This is a genomic window from Arthrobacter sp. SX1312 (assembly GCF_002929295.1).
Taxonomy (GTDB): domain Bacteria; phylum Actinomycetota; class Actinomycetes; order Actinomycetales; family Micrococcaceae; genus Arthrobacter_D.
This window is the reverse complement of record NZ_PJIM01000002.1, coordinates 37,816-57,081: the sequence shown is the minus strand read 5'-3', so window position 1 is coordinate 57,081 and position 19,266 is coordinate 37,816. Positions and strand designations below refer to the sequence as shown.

23 protein-coding genes are annotated in these 19,266 nt (G+C 71.3%); all 23 read left to right on the top strand.

What is annotated here, in order from left to right; translation table 11 throughout:
• Window positions 1-118 precede the first annotated feature (118 nt).
• Window positions 119-1,492 carry a flagellar filament capping protein FliD gene (gene fliD / locus CXQ92_RS07715; protein ID WP_104166950.1) on the top strand — a complete coding sequence of 458 codons (1,374 nt, stop codon included), beginning with the start codon at window positions 119-121 and terminating at the stop codon, window positions 1,490-1,492.
• On the top strand, window positions 1,493-1,957 hold the full coding sequence (fliS, locus tag CXQ92_RS07710) for a flagellar export chaperone FliS (RefSeq protein ID WP_104166948.1): 465 nt from the start codon (window positions 1,493-1,495) through the stop codon (window positions 1,955-1,957).
• A gap of 13 nt (window positions 1,958-1,970) precedes the next feature.
• Window positions 1,971-2,315 carry a hypothetical protein gene (locus CXQ92_RS07705; RefSeq protein WP_146067412.1) on the top strand — a complete coding sequence of 115 codons (345 nt, stop codon included), beginning with the start codon at window positions 1,971-1,973 and terminating at the stop codon, window positions 2,313-2,315.
• A 123-nt stretch (window positions 2,316-2,438) separates the two neighbouring features.
• A complete protein-coding gene (locus tag CXQ92_RS07700; protein WP_104166945.1) occupies window positions 2,439-2,780 on the top strand; it encodes a flagellar basal body protein in 342 nt (113 codons plus the stop codon).
• Complete coding sequence (locus CXQ92_RS07695; RefSeq protein WP_104166943.1) at window positions 2,780-3,172, top strand: flagellar basal body rod C-terminal domain-containing protein; 393 nt, start codon at window positions 2,780-2,782, stop codon at window positions 3,170-3,172. Before CXQ92_RS07700 ends, CXQ92_RS07695 begins: the two co-directional genes overlap by 1 nt.
• Window positions 3,172-3,474, top strand: coding sequence for a flagellar hook-basal body complex protein FliE (gene fliE, locus CXQ92_RS07690; protein ID WP_104166941.1), 303 nt, complete (start codon window positions 3,172-3,174; stop codon window positions 3,472-3,474). The genes CXQ92_RS07695 and fliE overlap by 1 nt, the downstream gene beginning before the upstream one ends.
• Window positions 3,474-5,114, top strand: coding sequence for a flagellar basal-body MS-ring/collar protein FliF (gene fliF / locus CXQ92_RS07685; RefSeq protein WP_104166939.1), 1,641 nt, complete (start codon window positions 3,474-3,476; stop codon window positions 5,112-5,114). Before fliE ends, fliF begins: the two co-directional genes overlap by 1 nt.
• Window positions 5,111-6,133, top strand: a complete 1,023-nt coding sequence (fliG, locus tag CXQ92_RS07680) for a flagellar motor switch protein FliG (protein WP_104166937.1) — start codon at window positions 5,111-5,113, stop codon at window positions 6,131-6,133. Before fliF ends, fliG begins: the two co-directional genes overlap by 4 nt.
• A complete protein-coding gene (locus CXQ92_RS07675; RefSeq protein ID WP_104166935.1) occupies window positions 6,123-6,728 on the top strand; it encodes a FliH/SctL family protein in 606 nt (201 codons plus the stop codon). The genes fliG and CXQ92_RS07675 overlap by 11 nt, the downstream gene beginning before the upstream one ends.
• On the top strand, window positions 6,725-8,053 hold the full coding sequence (locus CXQ92_RS07670) for a FliI/YscN family ATPase (RefSeq protein WP_104166933.1): 1,329 nt from the start codon (window positions 6,725-6,727) through the stop codon (window positions 8,051-8,053). Before CXQ92_RS07675 ends, CXQ92_RS07670 begins: the two co-directional genes overlap by 4 nt.
• Entirely contained in the window at window positions 8,053-8,487 is a 435-nt protein-coding gene (locus tag CXQ92_RS07665) for a flagellar FliJ family protein (RefSeq protein WP_104166931.1), read from the top strand. Before CXQ92_RS07670 ends, CXQ92_RS07665 begins: the two co-directional genes overlap by 1 nt.
• On the top strand, window positions 8,484-9,272 hold the full coding sequence (locus CXQ92_RS07660; protein WP_104166929.1) for a C40 family peptidase: 789 nt from the start codon (window positions 8,484-8,486) through the stop codon (window positions 9,270-9,272). The genes CXQ92_RS07665 and CXQ92_RS07660 overlap by 4 nt, the downstream gene beginning before the upstream one ends.
• A gap of 1,061 nt (window positions 9,273-10,333) precedes the next feature.
• A complete protein-coding gene (locus tag CXQ92_RS18100; protein ID WP_181033590.1) occupies window positions 10,334-10,999 on the top strand; it encodes a flagellar hook-length control protein FliK in 666 nt (221 codons plus the stop codon).
• A 14-nt stretch (window positions 11,000-11,013) separates the two neighbouring features.
• Window positions 11,014-11,454 (top strand): flagellar hook assembly protein FlgD, encoded by a 441-nt coding sequence (locus CXQ92_RS07650; protein ID WP_104166925.1) that lies wholly within the window; start codon window positions 11,014-11,016, stop codon window positions 11,452-11,454.
• A 51-nt stretch (window positions 11,455-11,505) separates the two neighbouring features.
• A complete protein-coding gene (locus CXQ92_RS07645) occupies window positions 11,506-12,354 on the top strand; it encodes a flagellar hook-basal body complex protein (protein ID WP_104166923.1) in 849 nt (282 codons plus the stop codon).
• Between the two features lie 253 nt (window positions 12,355-12,607).
• On the top strand, window positions 12,608-13,804 hold the full coding sequence (locus CXQ92_RS07640) for an MFS transporter (protein ID WP_104166921.1): 1,197 nt from the start codon (window positions 12,608-12,610) through the stop codon (window positions 13,802-13,804).
• A 129-nt stretch (window positions 13,805-13,933) separates the two neighbouring features.
• Complete coding sequence (locus tag CXQ92_RS07635) at window positions 13,934-14,299, top strand: flagellar FlbD family protein (protein ID WP_104166919.1); 366 nt, start codon at window positions 13,934-13,936, stop codon at window positions 14,297-14,299.
• Window positions 14,299-15,129, top strand: coding sequence for a motility protein A (locus tag CXQ92_RS07630; RefSeq protein ID WP_104166917.1), 831 nt, complete (start codon window positions 14,299-14,301; stop codon window positions 15,127-15,129). The genes CXQ92_RS07635 and CXQ92_RS07630 overlap by 1 nt, the downstream gene beginning before the upstream one ends.
• Window positions 15,126-16,103, top strand: coding sequence for a flagellar motor protein MotB (locus CXQ92_RS07625; protein ID WP_104166915.1), 978 nt, complete (start codon window positions 15,126-15,128; stop codon window positions 16,101-16,103). Before CXQ92_RS07630 ends, CXQ92_RS07625 begins: the two co-directional genes overlap by 4 nt.
• Before the next feature lie 94 nt (window positions 16,104-16,197).
• A complete protein-coding gene (locus CXQ92_RS07620; RefSeq protein WP_258069808.1) occupies window positions 16,198-17,055 on the top strand; it encodes a flagellar motor switch protein FliM in 858 nt (285 codons plus the stop codon).
• Complete coding sequence (fliN, locus tag CXQ92_RS07615) at window positions 17,052-17,756, top strand: flagellar motor switch protein FliN (protein ID WP_104166912.1); 705 nt, start codon at window positions 17,052-17,054, stop codon at window positions 17,754-17,756. Before CXQ92_RS07620 ends, fliN begins: the two co-directional genes overlap by 4 nt.
• Entirely contained in the window at window positions 17,756-18,298 is a 543-nt protein-coding gene (locus CXQ92_RS07610) for a flagellar biosynthetic protein FliO (RefSeq protein WP_104166910.1), read from the top strand. Before fliN ends, CXQ92_RS07610 begins: the two co-directional genes overlap by 1 nt.
• 143 nt (window positions 18,299-18,441) lie before the next feature.
• Window positions 18,442-19,266, top strand: a complete 825-nt coding sequence (gene fliP, locus CXQ92_RS07605; RefSeq protein WP_258069910.1) for a flagellar type III secretion system pore protein FliP — start codon at window positions 18,442-18,444, stop codon at window positions 19,264-19,266.

Below are 19,266 nucleotides of genomic sequence, written 5' to 3'. Positions count from 1 at the left end.
GATCCTGGACCGAGAGGTCCCGCCGCCGTGCATTCGCCGCGAAAAGCCACGGGGAATTCGCAGATGAACCTGCAGTCGAATCAGCAGCACCTTCCAGCCCCACCCGAGAGGTAGACCCATGGCGTTCTCCATCGACGGCATCGCCAGCGGGCTGGACACCACGAACATGATCAACCAGCTCATGCAGCTGGAAGCCCGCCCGCAGACGCTCCTGAGAGCGAAGGCCTCCTCGACGCAGGGCTTCGTCACCGCCCTGCAGCAGCTGAACACCCGCTTGAGCTCCCTGACCGAGCTCGCCACCAAGACCGCGAAGCCCGCAGCCCTCGACCTCTACAAGGTCGCCAGCAGCTCCGACGCTGCCACCGCCACCGCGACGTCCTCCGCCGGAGCCGGCACCCTCGACTTCACCGTCAGGCAGCTCGCCCAGTCCCAGTCCTCCGTCACCGCGGCCATGACGGCCTTCTCCGCGGAGGCCTCCACGCTCACCCTGCGGGCGAAGGACGGCACCACAACCGAGCTCGCCACCACCGGGACGCTCGACGACGTCGTCGCCCAGGTCAACAAGGCCGACGTCGGGATTACCGCCACGAAGGTCAGTACCGGGACCGTCGGCGGCGTGCAGCAGTATCGGCTCCAGTTCACCGCGCAGGAACCCGGCGCCGAGCACGGCTTCGAAGTCTTCCGCGGCACCGCGGCCGACGTCGCCGCCGGCACCGCGACCGACCTCTTCACCGAGACCGGCGCGGCCACTGTCCGCGCTGCGCAGGACGCCGAGGTGGTCCTCTGGGGCGGCACGGCGGCCGAGCAGACCGTCACGTCGTCGTCGAACACGTTCACGGACATCCTCCCCGGCGTCTCCGTGACCGTCGCCAAGACCACCACCGAACCGGTGTCCGTGACGGTCTCCCGTGATGCCGAGGCCACGTCGACGAAGGCGAAGGAGCTCGTGGACGCCCTGCGGGGCGTCTTCTCCTTCGTGGACGCCAATACGAAAGTCACCCCGGGCGCAACAGCCAGCGCGGCGCCGACGTCGGGCCGGTTCACGGGCGACAGCGCCGTCCGTGGGATCACCCAGTCGATGCTCACGGCGGCGACGGCGCCCATCAACGGCAGGTCCACATCGGAGCTCGGTATCACGCTGACCCGCTCCGGGACCGTGGAGTTCGACGCCGAGAAGTTCGCCGCCGCGCTTGCGAAGGATCCGGCCGTCGTTAAGGACGCCCTCACCCAGCTCTCCGCGCGGGTCGCGGACGCCGGCAAAGCCGCCTCGGACAAGTACGACGGCGAACTCACGCGCCGGATCACCAGCCAGGAATCGACGGTCCGCAGCCTCAACGACCAGGTGTCCGGCTGGGACACCCGGCTCGAGAAGCGCCGCGCGACCCTCGAACGCACCTACTCGGCGCTCGAGGTCCAGCTCTCACAACTCCAATCACAGGGGGACTGGCTGTCATCCCAGCTGGCAGGCCTCCCGACCGGAAGCGGGCTCTAGATGCTGCAGATGAACGGATACCAGGCCAAGCGGTCGCAGTACGTGCAGGACGCCGTCCTCTCGGCGACCCCCGCGGGGCTACTGACCATGCTCTACGACCGGCTGCTGCTCGACCTCGCGCGGGCCGGTGCCGCCCAGGAGGCGGGGGAGTGGACGCAAGCCTCGGAGAACCTGCTGCACGCGCAGGACATCGTGGGCGAGTTGATGTCCTCGCTGCGCACGGACATCTGGGACGGCGCGGCAGGCCTTCTGTCCCTCTATACCTATGTACGGCAGACCCTGGTCGAGGCCAACACCCGGCGGGACCGCGCGAAGACCGCGGAGTGCGCCGAGATCCTCGAGCCTCTGCGTCAGGCGTGGCACGAGGCGGCCCGCGCCGGTCACACGCAGCCAACCGGCCAGACTCCCGCGTTCCAGCAGGGCCAGGACGCGCCCCGCTCCCTCGGAGTGCTCGGTGTCGGCTGATCCCGACAGTCCGATGACTACCGCAGCTCTCACGGCCTGGACCACTGTTCTCGACGCGCTCGAAACCGCACTGGAGGCCGCGGCCGATTCCGTGGTCGACCACGCGGGAAACCCCGCGGCAGGCGACCTCATGCGTCAGACCGCCGTCCTCGCCGGCTGGATACCGCCGCAGGTCGACGGTCCCATCCCCGCCGAGCTCCTTCCGCGTGCGCAGCGCATCAGCGAACGCCAGCAGGCCGTGCTCACCCGCCTGACCGCCGACGCCGAGACCCTGCGGCGCCACCGCAGCGCCGTCGGATCGGTCCGTGCAGCGACAGTCGCACAGGAGTCGGCCGTGTACCTCGACGTCACGGGCTGAAGTTCCACCGGCGAGTACCTAACGGCAGGTACGGGCACGACCGATAGTTCCCGGTGAGCATGGATCGCTCACCCCCAGGCCATGGATCGGCCGCTCAGCCTTGCAAGAAGAGGTTCTGCCGCCGTGCTCGATTCCGTGTCCTCGCTCGCCCTGCGCAGTGCCCTCGACGGGCTCGCCCTGCGCCAGCGCGTCACCGCGAACAACATCGCCAACGTCAACACTCCCGGCTTCCACGCGCAGCGGGTCAGCTTCGAGGACGCCCTCGCGCGGTCGGTGTCGATGGGCAACGGCAGCGTGCAGGCCACCACCGACACCTCCCTCGAACCCACCCGGCTCAACGGCAGCAACGTCAACATGGACACGGAGACCCTCTCCAACATCGACACCGTGCTGCGCTTCCAGTTCGCGGCCCGCGCCGTCGAGGGCCCCTTCACCAGCATCCGCACCGCACTGAGGACCAACTGATGACCTTCGACGCCATCGGAATCTCCGGCACGGGGCTCACCCTGCACCGCAAGTGGCTCGACGCCGTCGCGGACAACATGGCCAACGCCAACACGGTCACTTCGACCGACGGCGCCGCCTTCCAGCAGCGCTACATCACGGTGAGCGCCGACGGGAACGGACAGGGCGCGTACGTCGCCGGGACCGAGTTCGGCAGTGCCGAGGGCCGTCTGGTCCACGAACCCACCCACCCTCTCGCGGACGCGGACGGCTACGTCCGCTACCCCGACATCGACATGAGCGCCCAGATGGGGCAGCTCATCATGGCGCAGCGCGGCTACCAGGCCAACGCCGCCGTCGTCGACCGCGCCAAAGCCACCTACGAAGCCGCCCTCCAGATCGGACGCTCCTGATGCCCGTCCCCGCCATCGGCGCCGTCCAGCCCGTTGCCACCTCCTACCTGCCGTCCGCCGGCGCCGTGTCCGGCACCGGCGGCGAGGGGTTCGCGACCTCCCTCACCTCCGCCGTGGACAACATCCAGGGCCTGCAGTCGGCCTCGAACGCGCTCTCGGTGCAGGCCGTCACCGGTGACCTCACCGACATCCACAACGCCACCCTCGCCTCCACGCGCGCCCAGGTGACGCTGGAGCTCGTCGCGGCCGTCCGGAACAAGGGCGTTGACGCCTTCAACGAGATCATGAGGATGCAGGCCTGATGCCCACGCCCCTGTCCACCGCCGCCACCCGTCTGGGTGACGCCGTGAAGAGTTTCACCATCGCCCAGCGCACCATCGCCATCATCGGCGTCGCCGTGCTGGTGCTCGGCGGGATCGCGCTCACGTCCTGGCTCTCGAAGCCCTCCTACACCCCGCTGTTCTCGGGGCTGAGCGGTGAGGACGCCAGCACCATCGTGGACCAGCTGCAGACCGACGGCGTGCCGTACGAGCTGACCCAGGGTGGCGGCACCATCCTCGTCCCCGAGACCGCCGTCTACGACCAGCGGATCAAGGCGGCCTCCGCGGGGCTGCCGTCGTCCTCCACCGGTGGCTACTCGCTGCTCGACGACATGGGGGTCACGTCCTCCGAGTTCCAGCAGTCCACCACCTACAAGCGGGCGCTCGAGGGAGAGCTTGCCGCGACCGTCTCCGCGATCGACGGCGTCAAGGCCGCGACCGTCCGCCTCGCCATCCCCGAGGACACCGTCTTCGTGGCCGAGCAGGGCAAGCCGACGGCGTCGGTGTTCGTGCAGACGAACCCGGGCGCCACCCTTTCGAGCGACCAGGTGCAGGCGATCACGCACCTCACCTCGGCCTCGATCGACCGCATGGACGCCGCCGACGTCGCCGTGATCGACTCCGAGGGCCGGGTGCTGTCCGCGGTCGGCGTCGGCGCCACCGGCGGCAGCGACCAGCAGGCCTCGGACTACGAGCAGCGCATCCAGGCCTCCGTGCAGGCCATGCTCGACCGCGTGGTCGGGGTCGGCAACGCGACCGTCGCCGTTGCTGCGGACATGCAGCGCGAGAGCGCCGAGCGCGTCGAGGAGACCTTCACGACGCCCGAGAACGCTCCCGCCCTCAACGAGTCCACCTCCACCGAGGAATACGAGGGCGCCGGAGGCGCCCGGGCCGGCGTCCTCGGCCCGGACAACATCGCTGTGCCGGAGGACGGCGCCGACGGCGACGGCACCTTCAACTCCGAGACGAGCACACGCAACAACGCCGTGAACAAGACCACGGAGTCCACCACGGTGCCCGCCGGCGGCATCAACCGCCAGACCATCTCCGTCGCCGTGAACCGGGGTGCCACGGCCAACATGGACGTCGCCGCGCTCACCGCGGTCGTCTCCAGCGCCGCCGGCGTGGACGCAGCCCGCGGCGACGTGGTGACGGTCGAGGAACTGCCGTTCAGCGACGCCGGGGCCAACGCCGCCGCGGATGCGCTGGCCGAGGCCGAGGCCGCCGCCGCGGCACAGCAGCGGGCGGACCTCATCCGGACGCTGTCCATCGTGGCGGCCATCCTGTTCGTCGCCATCGTGGCGCTCATCATCTACGCACGCCGCTCGCGCCGCCAGCGACGCGAACCGCTCGACCTCGGGGAGCTGCAGGGCGTCTACCCGGCGATCCCCGCGCCCAGCACCCCCGCGATCGATCCCGTGCCCGCTCTGCTCACCCCCCTGGAGCCGGCCCCGAGCACCACCACGATCGACGTCGCCGCGGTACAGGCCGCTCTGCAGGCAGGGGCGGCGGAATCCGACCTCGAGCGCATGCGTGCGGAGGTCGAGGCCCTCGCGTCCCAGGACCCCGCGAAGACGGCCGAGTTCCTGCGCAGCATGATGGATGACAGGCAGAGCGTATGAGCACCCTCGCCCGCGCCGCCGTGACCGGGACCCAGAAGGCGGCCATGGTGCTCATGCAGCTGGACCAGCACCGGGCGGCGGAGGTCCTCAAGCAGATGTCCGAGGCCGAGGCCGAGGAGATCGTCGCCGAGATCGTGCGCCTGCGCCGGGTGGAACCCGCCGCGGCGCAGGAGGCGCTCGCGGAGTTCCACGAGATCACCACCAGCGGCCTGCGCCGCACGCGCGGCGGCATGGACGTGGCCATCGGGCTGCTCGAGTCCTCCTTCGGCGCGGAGCGCGCGGCGGGCGTGGTGGGGCGCCTGGCCTCGACGGCGGCCGGCAAGTCGTTCGAGTTCCTCGACAGCGTGGAGCCCGGCCAGATCCAGACGGTCCTCGAGGGCGAGCTCCCGCAGACCATCGCCCTGGTCCTGGCGCACCTCAGGCCCGAACACGCGTCCACCGTTCTCACCGGGCTGAACCAGGACACCGGCACCGACGTGGCCCAGTGCATCGCGACCATGGGTTCCGCGACACCGGAGGCGGTGTCCATCGTGGCCGACACCATCAAGATCAGGGCCGGCGCCGTCGCGGCTCCGCGCCGGGGAACGACGGCGATCGGCGGCATCCAGCCCCTCGTCGACATCATCAACCGGGCGGACGTCAGCACCGAACGTGCGCTGCTCGACGGCCTCGAGCTCCGCGACCCGGTGCTGGCCGAGGAGGTCCGCGCGCGCATGCTGACCTTCGCGGACATCGTCCACCTCGAGCGCCGCGACGTCCAGCAGGTCCTGCGCGGGATCGATTCGGCCGTCCTCGCCCTCGCGATGAAGGGAGCTGCCGAGGCGGTGGTGACCGTGATCCGCTCCAACGTCTCCGAGCGAAACCGGGAGATCCTCGACGACGAGATCCGCGCCGTCGGTCCCGTCCGCATGTCGCAGGTCGAGGAGGCCCGCGCCGAGGTGGTGCGCGCCATCCGCGATCTCGAGGCGCAGGGCACCATCACCATCCAGCGCGGGGACGAGGACGAGTATGTCGACTGACGCCCTCGCACCCTTCGCCTTCCCACGTCTCGGCCCCGGCTCGGGCCAGGCCGCGCACCATGCCGCCGTCGCCCAGGGCCACGCCGCGGGGTACGCCGACGGGCTGGCCCTCGCGCGCGCCGAACTCGCCGAGCACCGGGCGCGGCTCGACGCCGAGCACGCCGCCGCCCGTGCGCAGGCGGACATTGTCCTCGCGCAGCGCCTGCGGGTCCTGGACACGGCCGCGCGGGCCTTCGACGCGCGGACCGCCCCGGTCATCGACGAGGCACGCACCCGGATCCTCGATGCCGCCGTCGGCATCACCGAGGCCCTGCTCGGCCGTGCCCTGGAGGACGGGCCGTCCTCGGCGCGTGCCGCCGTCGCGCGTGCCCTCCGGGGAGCGGAGGGTGTGGAGGTGCGTGCCGTGCGCCTGCATCCCGCGGACCTGGCCGTGCTCACCCCGGGGGACGCCCCGGCCGCCGTGCGCCTCGTGCCCGATGCCTCCCTCCAGCGCGGCGACGCCGTCGCGGAGTGCCCGGACGGTCATGTGGACGCGTGCCTCGGTACGGCGCTCGCCCGTGTGCGGTCCGCCCTGGCCGCCGGGGGTGCCGCATGAGCCTCGCCATCGAGGACGCCTTGGGGCGCGCACTCGCCGCCGCCGTGCCGCAGCGGTACGGCAGGGTCGCCTCCGTGGTGGGGCTCGGCGTCGATGTCGTGGGCCTCGACTGCGCCATCGGGGACGTCGTCACGATCGGCGATCCTGCAGCCGGTTCCGGGACCGTCGACGCCGAGGTCGTCGCCGCCTCGCTCACCGGGCTGCGCTGCATGCCGTACGCCCACCTCTCGGGCATCCAGGCGGGAGCGCCCGTGCGCGCCCAGGGAGGCCCGCTGCTGGTGCCGGTGGGACCGGGCCTCCTGGGCCGCGTGCTCGACGGCGTGGGCCGGCCCATCGACGGGCGCGGCCCGCTCACCGACGTCGCATGGGTGTCGCTGGACAACACCCCGCCGCCGGCGCTGGAACGCACCCGCATCACCGAACCCCTCCAGCTCGGCGTGCGGGTGATGGACACGCTCACCACCGTGGGCCGCGGGCAGCGCATGGGGCTGTTCGCCGGGTCCGGGGTCGGCAAGTCCTCGCTGCTGTCCATGATCGCCCGCGGCACCGACGCCGCCGTCTCGGTGATCGCCCTCGTGGGCGAGCGCGGCCGCGAGGTCAGGGACTTCCTGGAGGACGATCTCGGCGCCGAAGGCCTCGCCCGGTCGATCGTGGTGGTCTCGACGTCGGACGAGCCGGCACTCCTCCGCCTGCGCGCCGCGTTCGTGGCCACGCGGATCGCCGAGGCGTTCCGCGACGGCGGCGCCGACGTCATGCTCATGATGGACTCGCTCACACGGGTGGCGATGGCCCAGCGCGAGATCGGCCTCAGTGTCGGCGAACCCCCCGCCACCCGCGGCTACCCGCCCTCCACCTTCTCGCTGCTCGCCCAGCTCCTCGAACGGGCGGGGACCGGCGCGTCAGGCTCCGTGACCGGCATGTACACGGTGCTCGTGGACGGCGACGACCACAACGAGCCCGTCGCCGACGCCGCGCGGTCCATCCTCGACGGGCACGTGGTGCTCGACCGCAAGCTCGCCGTCGCAGGACACTTCCCGTCGATCGACCCGCTGGCCTCGATCTCCCGGGTGGCATCCCGTGTCACCACGCGCGAGCAGGCTGCGGTGGCCGCCGTGCTGCGCAGGACCCTTGCCGCACGGAAAGCTGCCCAGGACCTCATCGACGTCGGTGCGTACGCCCGCGGGTCCAACCCGCTCGTGGACGCAGCCCTGAACCACGAGGCCGGGATCAACGCCTTCCTGCAGCAGCGGATGGACGAGCAGACCCCGTTCGACGACGCCTGGAACCGCCTGGCCGGCCTCACGACATCGATGGGAGTCTCCTGATGGCACGACAGTTCCCCCTCGCGGGCCTGCTCCGGCTGCGCCAGTTGCGGGAGGAAGAGGCCGCGGGTTCCCTGGCGGCAGCGAACGAACGCCTCCGGGCTTCGCGCACCCACACCGACGACCTCAGCGACGCCCTCGACGGCACGGACATCAGCCCCGCCGGCTCGGCGTCGCTGTACGCGGTGGCCGCGGCCAGGGCGTCGGCCCGCAGCATGCTCGCCGACCTGCACGCTCTCGAGCAGCAGCTGCAGGGTGAGCAGTGCCGCGCCCAGGACCAGTACCGCGCCGCTCGCGCGGCGACCATGGGCCTCGAGAAACTCGAGGACCGCCACCGGGACGCGGAGGCGACGGCGCTGATCGGTGCCGAGCAGCGTGTCCTCGACGAACTCGCCTCGGTCAGCAGTGCCCGGCGCAGTGCAGAGGAGAGATCATGACCATCACCGACGCGGTAGGCCGCATCCAGCAGATCCAGTCCACCCTGACCATGCTCTCCGCCCCGGCGGCGCGGGCGCAGGCTGCTCCGGCGGCGGCGACGACGGGCGCCACCTCGGCAGGTTCGTCCAGGACACCCGCGAGTAGCTCCGCGGACCTGTTCGCCGATGCACTCGCGGGTGTCTCCGGTGCTTCCGGTGGTGCTGCAGCCGCCGAGGCCGTCGACCCGGCGCCCGCCGTCGCACCCGCTGTCAGTTCCCCGGCGCCCGTCGCCGGAGCAGGCACCGCACCTGTACCCGTTCCGGCCTCGGCGGACGCGGCCCGGCTCATCGAGGCCGCACGGTCCTACGAGGGCGTCCCGTACGTGTGGGGAGGCACCGACCCCGCGTCCGGCCTCGACTGTTCGGGCTTCGTGCAGCGCGCATACGCGGATATCGGCATCCAGATCCCGCGCGTGACCTGGGACCAGATGAACGCCGGGACCCACGTCCCGTCGCTCGCGGAGGCCCAGCCCGGCGACCTGCTGTTCAGCCTCGAGGGCGGCCACGTGTCCATGTACCTGGGGGGAGGCAAGGCGATCGACGCCCCGCAGCCCGGCAAGACCGTCGCGGTCCGGGACATGTGGGAGACCGACGCGAACATCACCACCATCCGCCGCCTCCTGCCGACGGCTCCCGCCGGAGCCGCGTCCGTGGCGGCCCCGGTGGTCGGCGCTGCCGCAACTCCGGAGTCTGCCGAGCCGGCCTACGCGGCCCAGGCGGCCTTCCTCGCGAGCATGGCGCGATGACCCCCGTGCAGGGGCTTCCCGTGGCAGCCGTTCCGCGCGCGGCAGCGGATCCGTCGCGCCCGGGTGCCGGTGCCCGGGACACGCACTCGGCGTCGTCCTTCGGCGAGCTGTACCGGAGGCATGCGGGGGAGCGCCCGGGCGAGCGCGGGATCGGCCGTGGTGGCGATGTCGCGGGCGGCGCCGCGGGGCGTGCGACGGATCGCACCGCCACCCCGGTTGTCGGCCGCACCTCCGGCCCTGTTCCTGGCAGTGGCTCCGGTCCTGCAGCGGGCACGGCAGCCGGACCCGGCTCGGGCCCGGCCGTGAGCCGAGCTCGCTGGACCGCGCATGCCGAAGCGAATTGCCCGGATCACGACGCCCCAGGCGGTGTCCGTCCCACGGCCCCTCCCACGGGCCGTCCCCACGGCCCGGACGCCGGCTCGAGGGTGATGCCGGCAGCCTCCGCTGCGGAGGGAACCGACACTGTCATTGCAGCAGCGGTTCCAGGTGCCGGATCCACGGAAGCCCTGACGTCGAGCGTCACCACTGCCTCAGCAGCGTCCGCCCCGGCGCACGGGCACGGGGGCGGACCGGCCACGCAGACATCGCCGGGGCCCGTGGTCGCCCCTGCCGTCGAGGGGACCACCGGCCCCACCGTCCCCGGAGCCGCAGCGTCGTCCAGCGGTGATGCCGGCGTACCCGGTGGCCCGGTATCCCCTGCACGGGCGATTCCGGGAACGGTCCCCGGCGCGGTGCCGACGGAGGAGAACAGTGAGGCGACGCCGGTCATGGACGCGGGAACGGCGACGCCGCGGGCAACAGCCGTTTCCGGTGCGGCGACGTCGGGCACGGACACTGGCGCGCCATCGGCAGATACAGACGCAGACGCAGGCACAGACACCGTCCCGGCGTCGTCGTCGGATTCTCGTGCCACGGCGGGTCCCGTCGGTACGGGCGCCGCGTCTGCTCCAACTGGTACGGGCGCCGGAGCGGCTCCTACCGCCACAGGCGCCGCACCAGGTCCAACCGGCCCAGGCGTCGCAGCTGCTCCTACTGCTTCTACCGTTCCGGCGGACGGCGTCGTGCCTGCATCCGACCCCACACCCGAGGCGACCGCCCCCGCAGCGGTGGCCGGCATGCAGGACACCACCGATTCCGGCACGCCGACCCAGGCCGGTGACGGAGCGGCCGCCGACGGGATCACCGAGCAGGCCGGGGCGGCCCCGCAGCCGGCACCCGGACGCGCCGAACTGCCCGTGCCCTTGCCGCCGGTGTCCGGGACCGCCGTCGTCGGAGCCGGTGATGCGGCAGCAGCGGCTCCGGTCCGACCGGCCACGGTACCCCTGCCGCAGCAACTCGGCGGCCACGCGTTCGCGCTCGCCCGGTCCGCGGCCGACGCCCCGGGCGGGACGAGCACCATCACCGTCACCGTCGCACCCGACGATCTCGGACCCATCACCATCCGCGCCAGCTTCGCCCCGGATGGCACGCGGCTCGAGTTCTTCTCCTCCACGGACGTCGGGCGCGAGGCCCTGAAGCAGGCCATGCCGGACCTGCGGCGCGAGGCGTCGTCGTCGGGACTGTCCGCATCGCTCGATCTCGGGACCGGCACGCCCGAGGACCGCAGGGACGAGCGGCGCGACGAGCCGTCCGGCCATGCCGCTACAGCGATCCACCGCCCGGTGCAGGGCACCCCCTGGACCCCGAGCCCCGCCGCGGGCTCCTCCACCCTCGATCTGTTCGCCTGACCCGGAAGGACACCATGCCCATCGACCCCGTCGCGTCCGCGACCTTCGCCCCCACCGAGGCCCCGGCCACCGGAACCCGGAAGCAGACCATGGACTCCGAGGTGTTCATGTCCCTGCTCGTCAGCCAGCTCCGCAACCAGGACCCCAGCGCTCCCATGGACACCAACGAGATGATCGCGCAGACCACGCAGCTGGCCATGATGGAGAAGATCACGCAGATGACCGGCGTCAGCGAGGAGAACTTCCACCTCCAGATGCGCTCCTCGGCGGCCGCGCTGATCGGCAACGAGGTCTCCTACACGGGGGCGGACGGCGTCGAGGCCCGCGGCCTGGCAACGGCCGTCTCCTACAGCGGTCCCGTCCCCACCGTCACGATCGGCGGCAAGAGCATCGCCCTCGACCTCGTCTCCGGCGTGGGCGTGCTCCCTGCGCCGTCGCCCGCACCCGTTTCCTGATCCCGCACCCCACTTCCTGATCCGCCCGCTCCGCTTTCGAAAGGCACCATCATGCTTCGCTCGCTCTACTCCGGCATCTCGGGGCTCCGCTCCCACCAGACCATGCTCGATGTCACCGGCAACAACATCGCCAACGTCAACACCACGGGCTACAAGGCCTCCGCCACCCAGTTCCAGGACACGCTGTCCCAGCTGACGCAGGGGGCCGGTGCTCCGCAGGAAGCCCTCGGTGGCACCAACCCCGCCCAGGTGGGCCTCGGCGCGCAGGTGGCCGGCATCATCACCAACTTCTCGCAGGGCTCCACCCAGGCAACTGGCCGCGCCACGGACATGATGATCTCCGGCGACGGCTTCTTCATCACCCGCAACGGCGCGGAGACGCTCTACACCCGTGCCGGTGCCTTCACTCCCGACGCGGACGGCAGGCTCGTCACGCCGGACGGCTCCATCGTCCAGGGATGGCCCGCTGTCAACGGCGTCCTTCAGGAGGGTGGCCCGGTCAGCGATCTGCGGATGCCCCGGAAGGGCGAGGTCTCCGCGGCCGGTACCCTCGAGTCCTTCACCGTGGGCCCTGACGGCACCCTGATAGGTGCGTTCAGCGACGGCTCCCGCCAGCCCCTCGGACGCGTGGCGCTTGCCGGTTTCACGAACCCCGCGGGCCTGGAGAAGGCGGGCGGCTCCTCCTACCGCGCGACGGCGAACTCGGGTGCGGCGGAGATCGGCACCGCCGACAGCAACGGCCTCGGATCGCTCGACGCGGGATCGCTCGAGATGTCCAACGTGGACCTCTCCCAGGAGTTCACGAATCTCATCGTGGCGCAGCGCGGTTTCCAGGCGAACGCGCGCATCATCACGACGTCGGACGAAGTGCTCCAGGAGCTCACGAACCTCAAGAGGTAATGATCCGGAACTCCATGCCGTCCCCGGCTCACCGATGGTCCCGAAGGGCTGCCGTCCAAGGCTGCAGGGGACGCTGCCTCCACCAGAGGTCGCATGATTGCAGCAGGCCGAGTCGGCCTGGAGTGAGCGCCGACTCTGCCTGCTGCAGTAGAGGGGAGCGTGCGCCGGGGGCTTGGGCGTGGCGGGCAGCAGCAGTCCCACGGGCAATGGATGAGCAAGAAGAGGTCGCGGGTGACTTTAGGGTTATCTGGTGATGGGTGTCGAGCGGGATCGGCCGCGTGGGGGTCTGGCGGCGCTGTGTGTCGCGCAGACCACGAGCTGGGGCCTGCTCTACTACTCGCTGCCGGTGGCCCTCGTCCCGATCAGCAAGGACACCGGCTGGTCCGTGCCGGCGATGACGGCCGCGTTCTCGGCTGGACTGATCGTCTCCGCGTTCGCCGGTGTGCGGGTAGGGCGTGCGCTGGACCGGACGGGGCCACGGCTTCTGATGAGTATCGGAAGTGTCATAGGCGTCGTGGCGCTGGTGCTGGTGGGTCTGGCCCCGAACTTCCCGGTGTTCGCTGCCGCGTGGATCGTCGCGGGATTCGCGCAGGCTGCGGTGTTCTACCAGCCGGCGTTCGTCGTCATCACCCGCTGGTTCGGGCCGTCCAGGGTGCGGGCCCTGACGGCTCTGACCCTGGTGGCGGGGTTCGCGTCGACGATCTTCGCGCCTGTCACTGCGGCGTTGATCGACGGGCTGGGATGGCGCACCGCCTACCTCGTCCTGGCGGGGATCCTGGCCGTCGTGACGATCCCGCTGCACTGGTTCTTCCTCAACGCCCACTGGTCTTCCACTGCCGCTCCACCTGCCGGGGCAGGGCCGCCGCAGGACACTCGTACGGTGTCCCGAAGCCGGCCGTTCCGTCTGCTCCAGGCCACCATGGCCCTCTCGACGCTCGCCCTCTACGCGGTCACCTTCAATCTGGTAGCCCTGTTCCTGGAGCGCGGCGTGAGTTACCAGAGTGCGGCAGTGGCCTTCGGCCTGATCGGGGTAGGGCAGGTCATCGGCCGGATCGTGTACTCGGCGCTGCCGTCGAACACGTCAGCCGTGGCTCGGACCGTGGTGCTCACCGCCGTCGGAGCCGCATCGGTGTGGGCCCTCGCGCTGATACCGGGCCCACCAGGACTGCTCGTCATCGTGGTGGTGATCGCCGGGATGGTGCGCGGCTGCAACACGCTCCTGCTGGCCACTTCCGTATCGGACCGGTGGGGAACACGGAATTTCGGCGCCCTGCAGGGCGTCTTCGCGGCGCCGGTGACCGTGGTCGGAGCGCTGGCTCCCGCCGCGGGCCCCGCGCTCGCGTCAGTGCTCGGCGGCTACCCGGAGATGGCTCTGGTGATGGCCGTACTCGCCACTATCGGTGTCCTCACCGCTTCGCGCACCCGCACACCCGAGCACCCGCCCGCCTGATCGGCGGCCCGCCGGGCGGCTGCTCCGCGCCACGACTCCCCGGTGGGTGCCCGCCCTTACGAAGCCGGTGCCCGTGCCGACAGTGGGAGGAAGAGACCCCGCCGGGGTGTCCCGACCCCAGGATGTCCGATGATCGTGGTGACCCGGCTCAACGAGAGCCAGTTCGCGGTGAACCCTGACCTCATCGAGCGCATCCACGAGAATCCGGACACCACGCTCGTGATGGTCGACGGCGCGAAGTACATCGTCACGGAGTCCCTCATCGAGGTGATCGAACTCATCGCCGCTTACCGCGCGCGCATCATCTCGCTGGCGCGGTTCATGCCCGGCGACCCGTTCGGTGACCCGTCCGAGGGCAGGGACCAGGCAGCCCAGCGTCCGCTCGGCCTCGTCCGAAATGCGGATACCGCGGCCCCCACCGACACCAGCCAGAGCGGGTCGGCCGGCACCGAGGGTGCCGGCCAGCCCGTCCAGTTCAGACCAAGGACCACGTAATGGATCCCGCAACAATCATCGGTATCCTCGTCGCCTTCGGCGCGCTGTACGCGATGATCACCCTGGAGCACGCGAGCGTCGAGGCGCTCCTGCTGCCGGCGCCCATGATCCTCGTGTTCGGCGCCACGATCGCCATCGGGATCGCCGGCGGCACCTTCAAGGACTTCCTGGTCGCGGTGAAGGCCGTCCCGCCGGCCATGATGGGCAAGACCGTCCCGCCGCAGGAGACGATCGACAGCGTGGTGGTCCTCGCGGAGAAGGCCCGCAGTGAGGGTCTGCTCGCGCTCGAGGAGGAAGCCAACACCGTAGGCGACCCTTTCCTGCGCGGGGCTCTCCAGAACATCGCGGACGGGACGGATGGAGAGGAGCTGCGCGAGATCCTCGAGGACGAGATCGACTCCGCCTCCCAGACGCACCGCACGGCCTCGAAGTTCTTCGCGAGCCTCGGCGGCTACGCCCCGACGGTGGGCATCATCGGGACCGTCGTCTCGCTGACCCACGTGCTCGAGAACCTCTCCAGCCCCGACAAGCTGGGGCCCATGATCGCCGCCGCCTTCGTCGCGACGCTCTGGGGGCTGCTCTCGGCGAACTTCCTGTGGCTGCCCATCGGCACCCGCATCAAGCGCCTGGGTGAGATGGAGACGGCGCGCATGACGCTCCTGATGGAGGGAGTCCTCGCGGTGCAGGCCGGCAGCCAGCCCCGCCTGCTCGGCGAGCGGTTGAAGGCCATGGTGCCGCAGCATGCGCAGGGCAAGGGTGGCAAGGACTCCGGCAAGGGCGCGAAGGGCGCCGCCGACGGGCCGGCCGCGCAGGGCAAGGCCGCGGCGTGAGCAGACGCCCGCACCGCCGCCGGCGCAGCGAGGAGCACGGCGAGGAACATCCGGACGAGCGCTGGATGGCGTCCTACATGGACATGGTCACCGTGCTGATGTGCATGTTCATCGTCCTGTACGCGATGTCCAGTGTGGACCAGCAGAAGTTCGAACAGCTGCGCGCCTCGCTCGCCACGGGCTTCGGCACGGTCGAGACCGCAACCGTGGACACGGCGGAGGGAACCGTCGTCGCCGCGGAGAACGTCAACGCCGAGGGGGAGTCCTTCACCGGGGGAGCCGCACTCGCGGACGTCGCCCCGGAAACACCGAAGGACGAACCCGGCGCCACGGACGTCGCCGTCCCGACGCCGTCGCCGTCGCCATCGGCCGGCGGAGCGTCCGAGACCACCGCACCGACGCCGTCGCCCTCACCATCGGCCGGCGGGGACGCTGCGGAGCCGACGACGGACCGCGAGCGCGCGACGGCGGAAGTGGAGAACCTCCGGGCACTGCAGGAGCGAATCGACGCCGGGCTGCGCGAGCGGGACCTCGAGACGGCCGTCCGCTACGTGATCGACGAGCGTGGCCTCACCATCCGGCTCGTCGGTTCCGAGACCTTCTTCCTCCCGGACAGCGCGCAGCTGACCGAACAGACGCAGCGCGTGCTCGAGAGCGTGGGACCGATCCTGGCGACCATCCCCAACGAGGTGGGCGTCGAGGGACACACCGCGCGCCTGCCCGACTCCGTGCCGCGGCCGCTCGACTGGGAACTGTCCACCGAACGGGCCGTCAACGTGGTGCGGAACCTCATCGACTCCGGCGGAGTCCCCGCGCCCCGCCTGGTGGCCATCGGCTACGGCGAATCGCGGCCGCTGGCGCCCGGCACCACCGAGGCGGAGCTCGAACTGAACCGCCGCGTGGACATCGTGGTGCACTCCGACGAACCCGAGAGCGTGCGCGCTCTCATCCCGGGAATCACCGGCGGCACCTGAACCGCTAACGACCGGCCGACGTCGTCCGATAGTCGTTGGCGTGACGGTCCAGGAACAACTCTCCTTTGGCGTGCCCTCGGCACCCGCAAGGGCGGTGGATGTCTATGACTTCCGCCGGCCCACCACGCTCGCCCGCGAGCACTCCCGAGTACTCGAACTCGCGTTCGAGACCTTCGCGCGCCAGTGGGGCACGCAGCTCACCGCGAAGGTCCGCGTGATCTCGCAGGTGACGAGCGAGCAGGTCCTCATGCAGACCTACAACGAGTACGCGGCGTCGCTGCCCGCCACCACGGCGATGGTCCTGTGCACCATCCCGGACCACACGAGCAAGGCCGTGATCCAGTTCCCCGCCTCCGCGGGCCTGTTCTGGGTGGACTCCATGCTCGGCGGCCACGGGACGGTGCCTCCGGGCGAACGGAAGTTCACGCAGATCGAGCAGGCCCTGATCCGGCGGCTCATGGACGACGCCCTCGAGGGGCTCCACTACTCGCTCGGGTCCGTGCTGACGCACCAGCTTGGGATCGACTCCCTCCAGTACAACTCGCAGTTCGCCCAGGCGGCCTCGACCACGGAGCTCATGATCGTGGGCACCTTCGAGATCCGCGTCGGCGAGCGGTCCTGCCCCGCGACGGTCGCCATCCCCGCGCAGCTCCTGCTCGCACAGCTCGGGGACACGAACCCGACCGCGACCGGCGAGGACGCCCGCGAGCTGATCGAACAGCAGGTCGCGCACGTGCCCGTCGACGTCGCCGTACAGCTCGCGGCGCTGCCCGTCCTGCCCTCACGCATCCTCGACCTGGCCGTCGGGGACGTCCTGAAGCTGCCGCATCCGCAGCACCGGCCCTTCGAGCTCGCCGTCAACGGGCAGCGGCTCGGCGAGGCCGCCCTGGGCCAGAACGGATCCCGTCTTGCCTGCGTAGTAGTGACCACCGAGGAGAACCCCGCACCATGAACACCACCACCGCCGAGTTCGACGCCGCCGCATCCCTCGCCGCGCGTCTGCCCCTTCCCGGGCCGCTCACGGCCCAGACCTGCAACGCCTCCGAGGTGCCGTCCGCCAGCGCGTCGACCGCCGTCGTCGCGTCCTTCGTGGGCGCGGCCTCCGCCGACCTCGCCGTCGTCCTGATCGACACCCAGCCCCTGGCCGCGGCCGCCGGCACGTCGTCACCCCTCGTCTCCCCGGCCGATGTGCTCGTGCCGGCGCTCGAGGCCGCCTCCTCGTCCCTCGGCGACGGCGTGCTCGGCGCCCCCGCCGTGCAGGACGCCCTGCCGCTGTTCCGCGACGCCGAGACCTCCGTGTTCCGGCTCGCCGGGCCCGCCGGCACCGTGGGATGGTTCGCCCTGCGCCTGCGCGGCGCGCGCCCCGGCGCCGCCCCCCGCCGCTCCTCCGCGTCCGCCGGCGCGGCGAACCTCGGGCGCATCAGCAACGTGGAGATGGCCATGACGGTCGAGATCGGCCGCACCCGCATGTCCGTCCGGGACGTCCTGGACCTCGAACCCGGTGCCGTCATCGAGCTCGACCGCTCCGCCGGCGCTCCTGCCGACGTCCTGCTCAACGGCCGGCTCGTCGCGCACGGCGAGGTCGTGGTGGTCGACCAGGACTACGCGGTCCGCATCACGCAGATCCTCGACGTCACCGACGGCGCCCTCTAGTGGACGTCGTGGTCCTCGCGCTGCGGGTGCTGCTGTCCCTCGGCGTCGTCCTCGCGCTGCTCTTCGTGCTGCACCGCAAGATCTCGAAGCTCAACGGCACGCGGGCCGGTGCGGGCCTCGTGTCCGTCGTCGCCCGCCAGGGCCTCGGCGCGAAGGCCTCCCTCGTGGTGGTCGACGCCGAGGGCACCCGGTTCTACCTGGGCGTCACCGAGCAGGCGGTGTCGGTACTGCACTCCGCTGCGGCCCCGCGGACGCTGCAAGCCGTTCCCGCGGCCGACGCCGTCGCCCTGCCGCCCCGTGCCGTCCCGTCCGGAGACTCCGGATCGGATCCTTCCTCCGGCCCGGCACCCGACGCGGACTTCGCCGCATCGCTGCGCCTCGCCACGACCGGGAACGATCCGGTGCCCGCCACACGCCGTGCGGCCCGGGCTGCCCGGGCGGTCGAGCCCGTGCGCCCCACGGCACCACTGCACGGCTCGATCCTCGCGCCGGCCACCTGGAAGCAGACCGCAGCCTTCCTGCGCCAGGGACGGGTCGGGTGACGACGGCGTTCCTGCCGTCGGTCAGCCCGGCACGCTTCGCCGGCGTACCTCACCCCGCTCCGGGCGTGGCCGTGCGCTCTGACGCGGGTGCACGCTCCGCCCGGTGCTTCCCCGCCCGGTCCTTCCGCGCGCCGCTCCCGACGGTGCTCACGGCGCTCGCGGCCCTCGTGCTCGCCGTCGTCGTCGTCCTCCTCGGTGCCGCCGCCGGCCATGCGGGCGAACTGGACCCGGGTGTCCCCGAACCCACGGCGCCGTCCGCACCCGCGGACCCCACCGCCCCCTTGGCGCCGGGCAGCGACGACGGGCTCTCGGTCGAGATCAACGGCGTCAACGGTGCACCGAGCTCCGCGGTCCTGACCCTCATCGGCATCACCCTGCTGTCGGTGGCGCCGGCCCTGCTGCTGATGATGACGTCCTTCACGAAGATCTTCGTGGTGCTCGCCATGACCCGGAACGCCCTGTCCCTGCCGTCCATCCCGCCCAACCAGGTGCTCGCGGGGCTCGCCCTGTTCCTGTCGCTGTTCATCATGGCGCCGGTCCTCACCGAGATCAACAACCTCGCCGTCCAGCCCTACCTCGATGGCTCGACGACGTTCACGGAGGCACTCACGGACGGCTCCGGACCGCTCCAGACCTTCATGCTGGCCCACACCCGCGAGGAGGACCTGGCGCTCATGACGCGGGCCGCCGGGCAACCGAATCCCGAGGACGCCGCGAGCGTCCCGCTGACCACCCTGATCCCCGCCTTCATGATCTCCGAGCTGCGGGCCGCGTTCATCATCGGCTTCGTGATCTTCGTGCCGTTCCTCGTGATCGACCTCGTGGTCTCCGCGGCCCTGATGTCCATGGGCATGATGATGCTGCCGCCGGTCATGATCTCGCTGCCCTTCAAGATCCTGCTGTTCGTCCTCGTGGACGGATGGGGCCTCATCATCACGGCCCTCATCAACAGCTACCAGGGCGGTTGA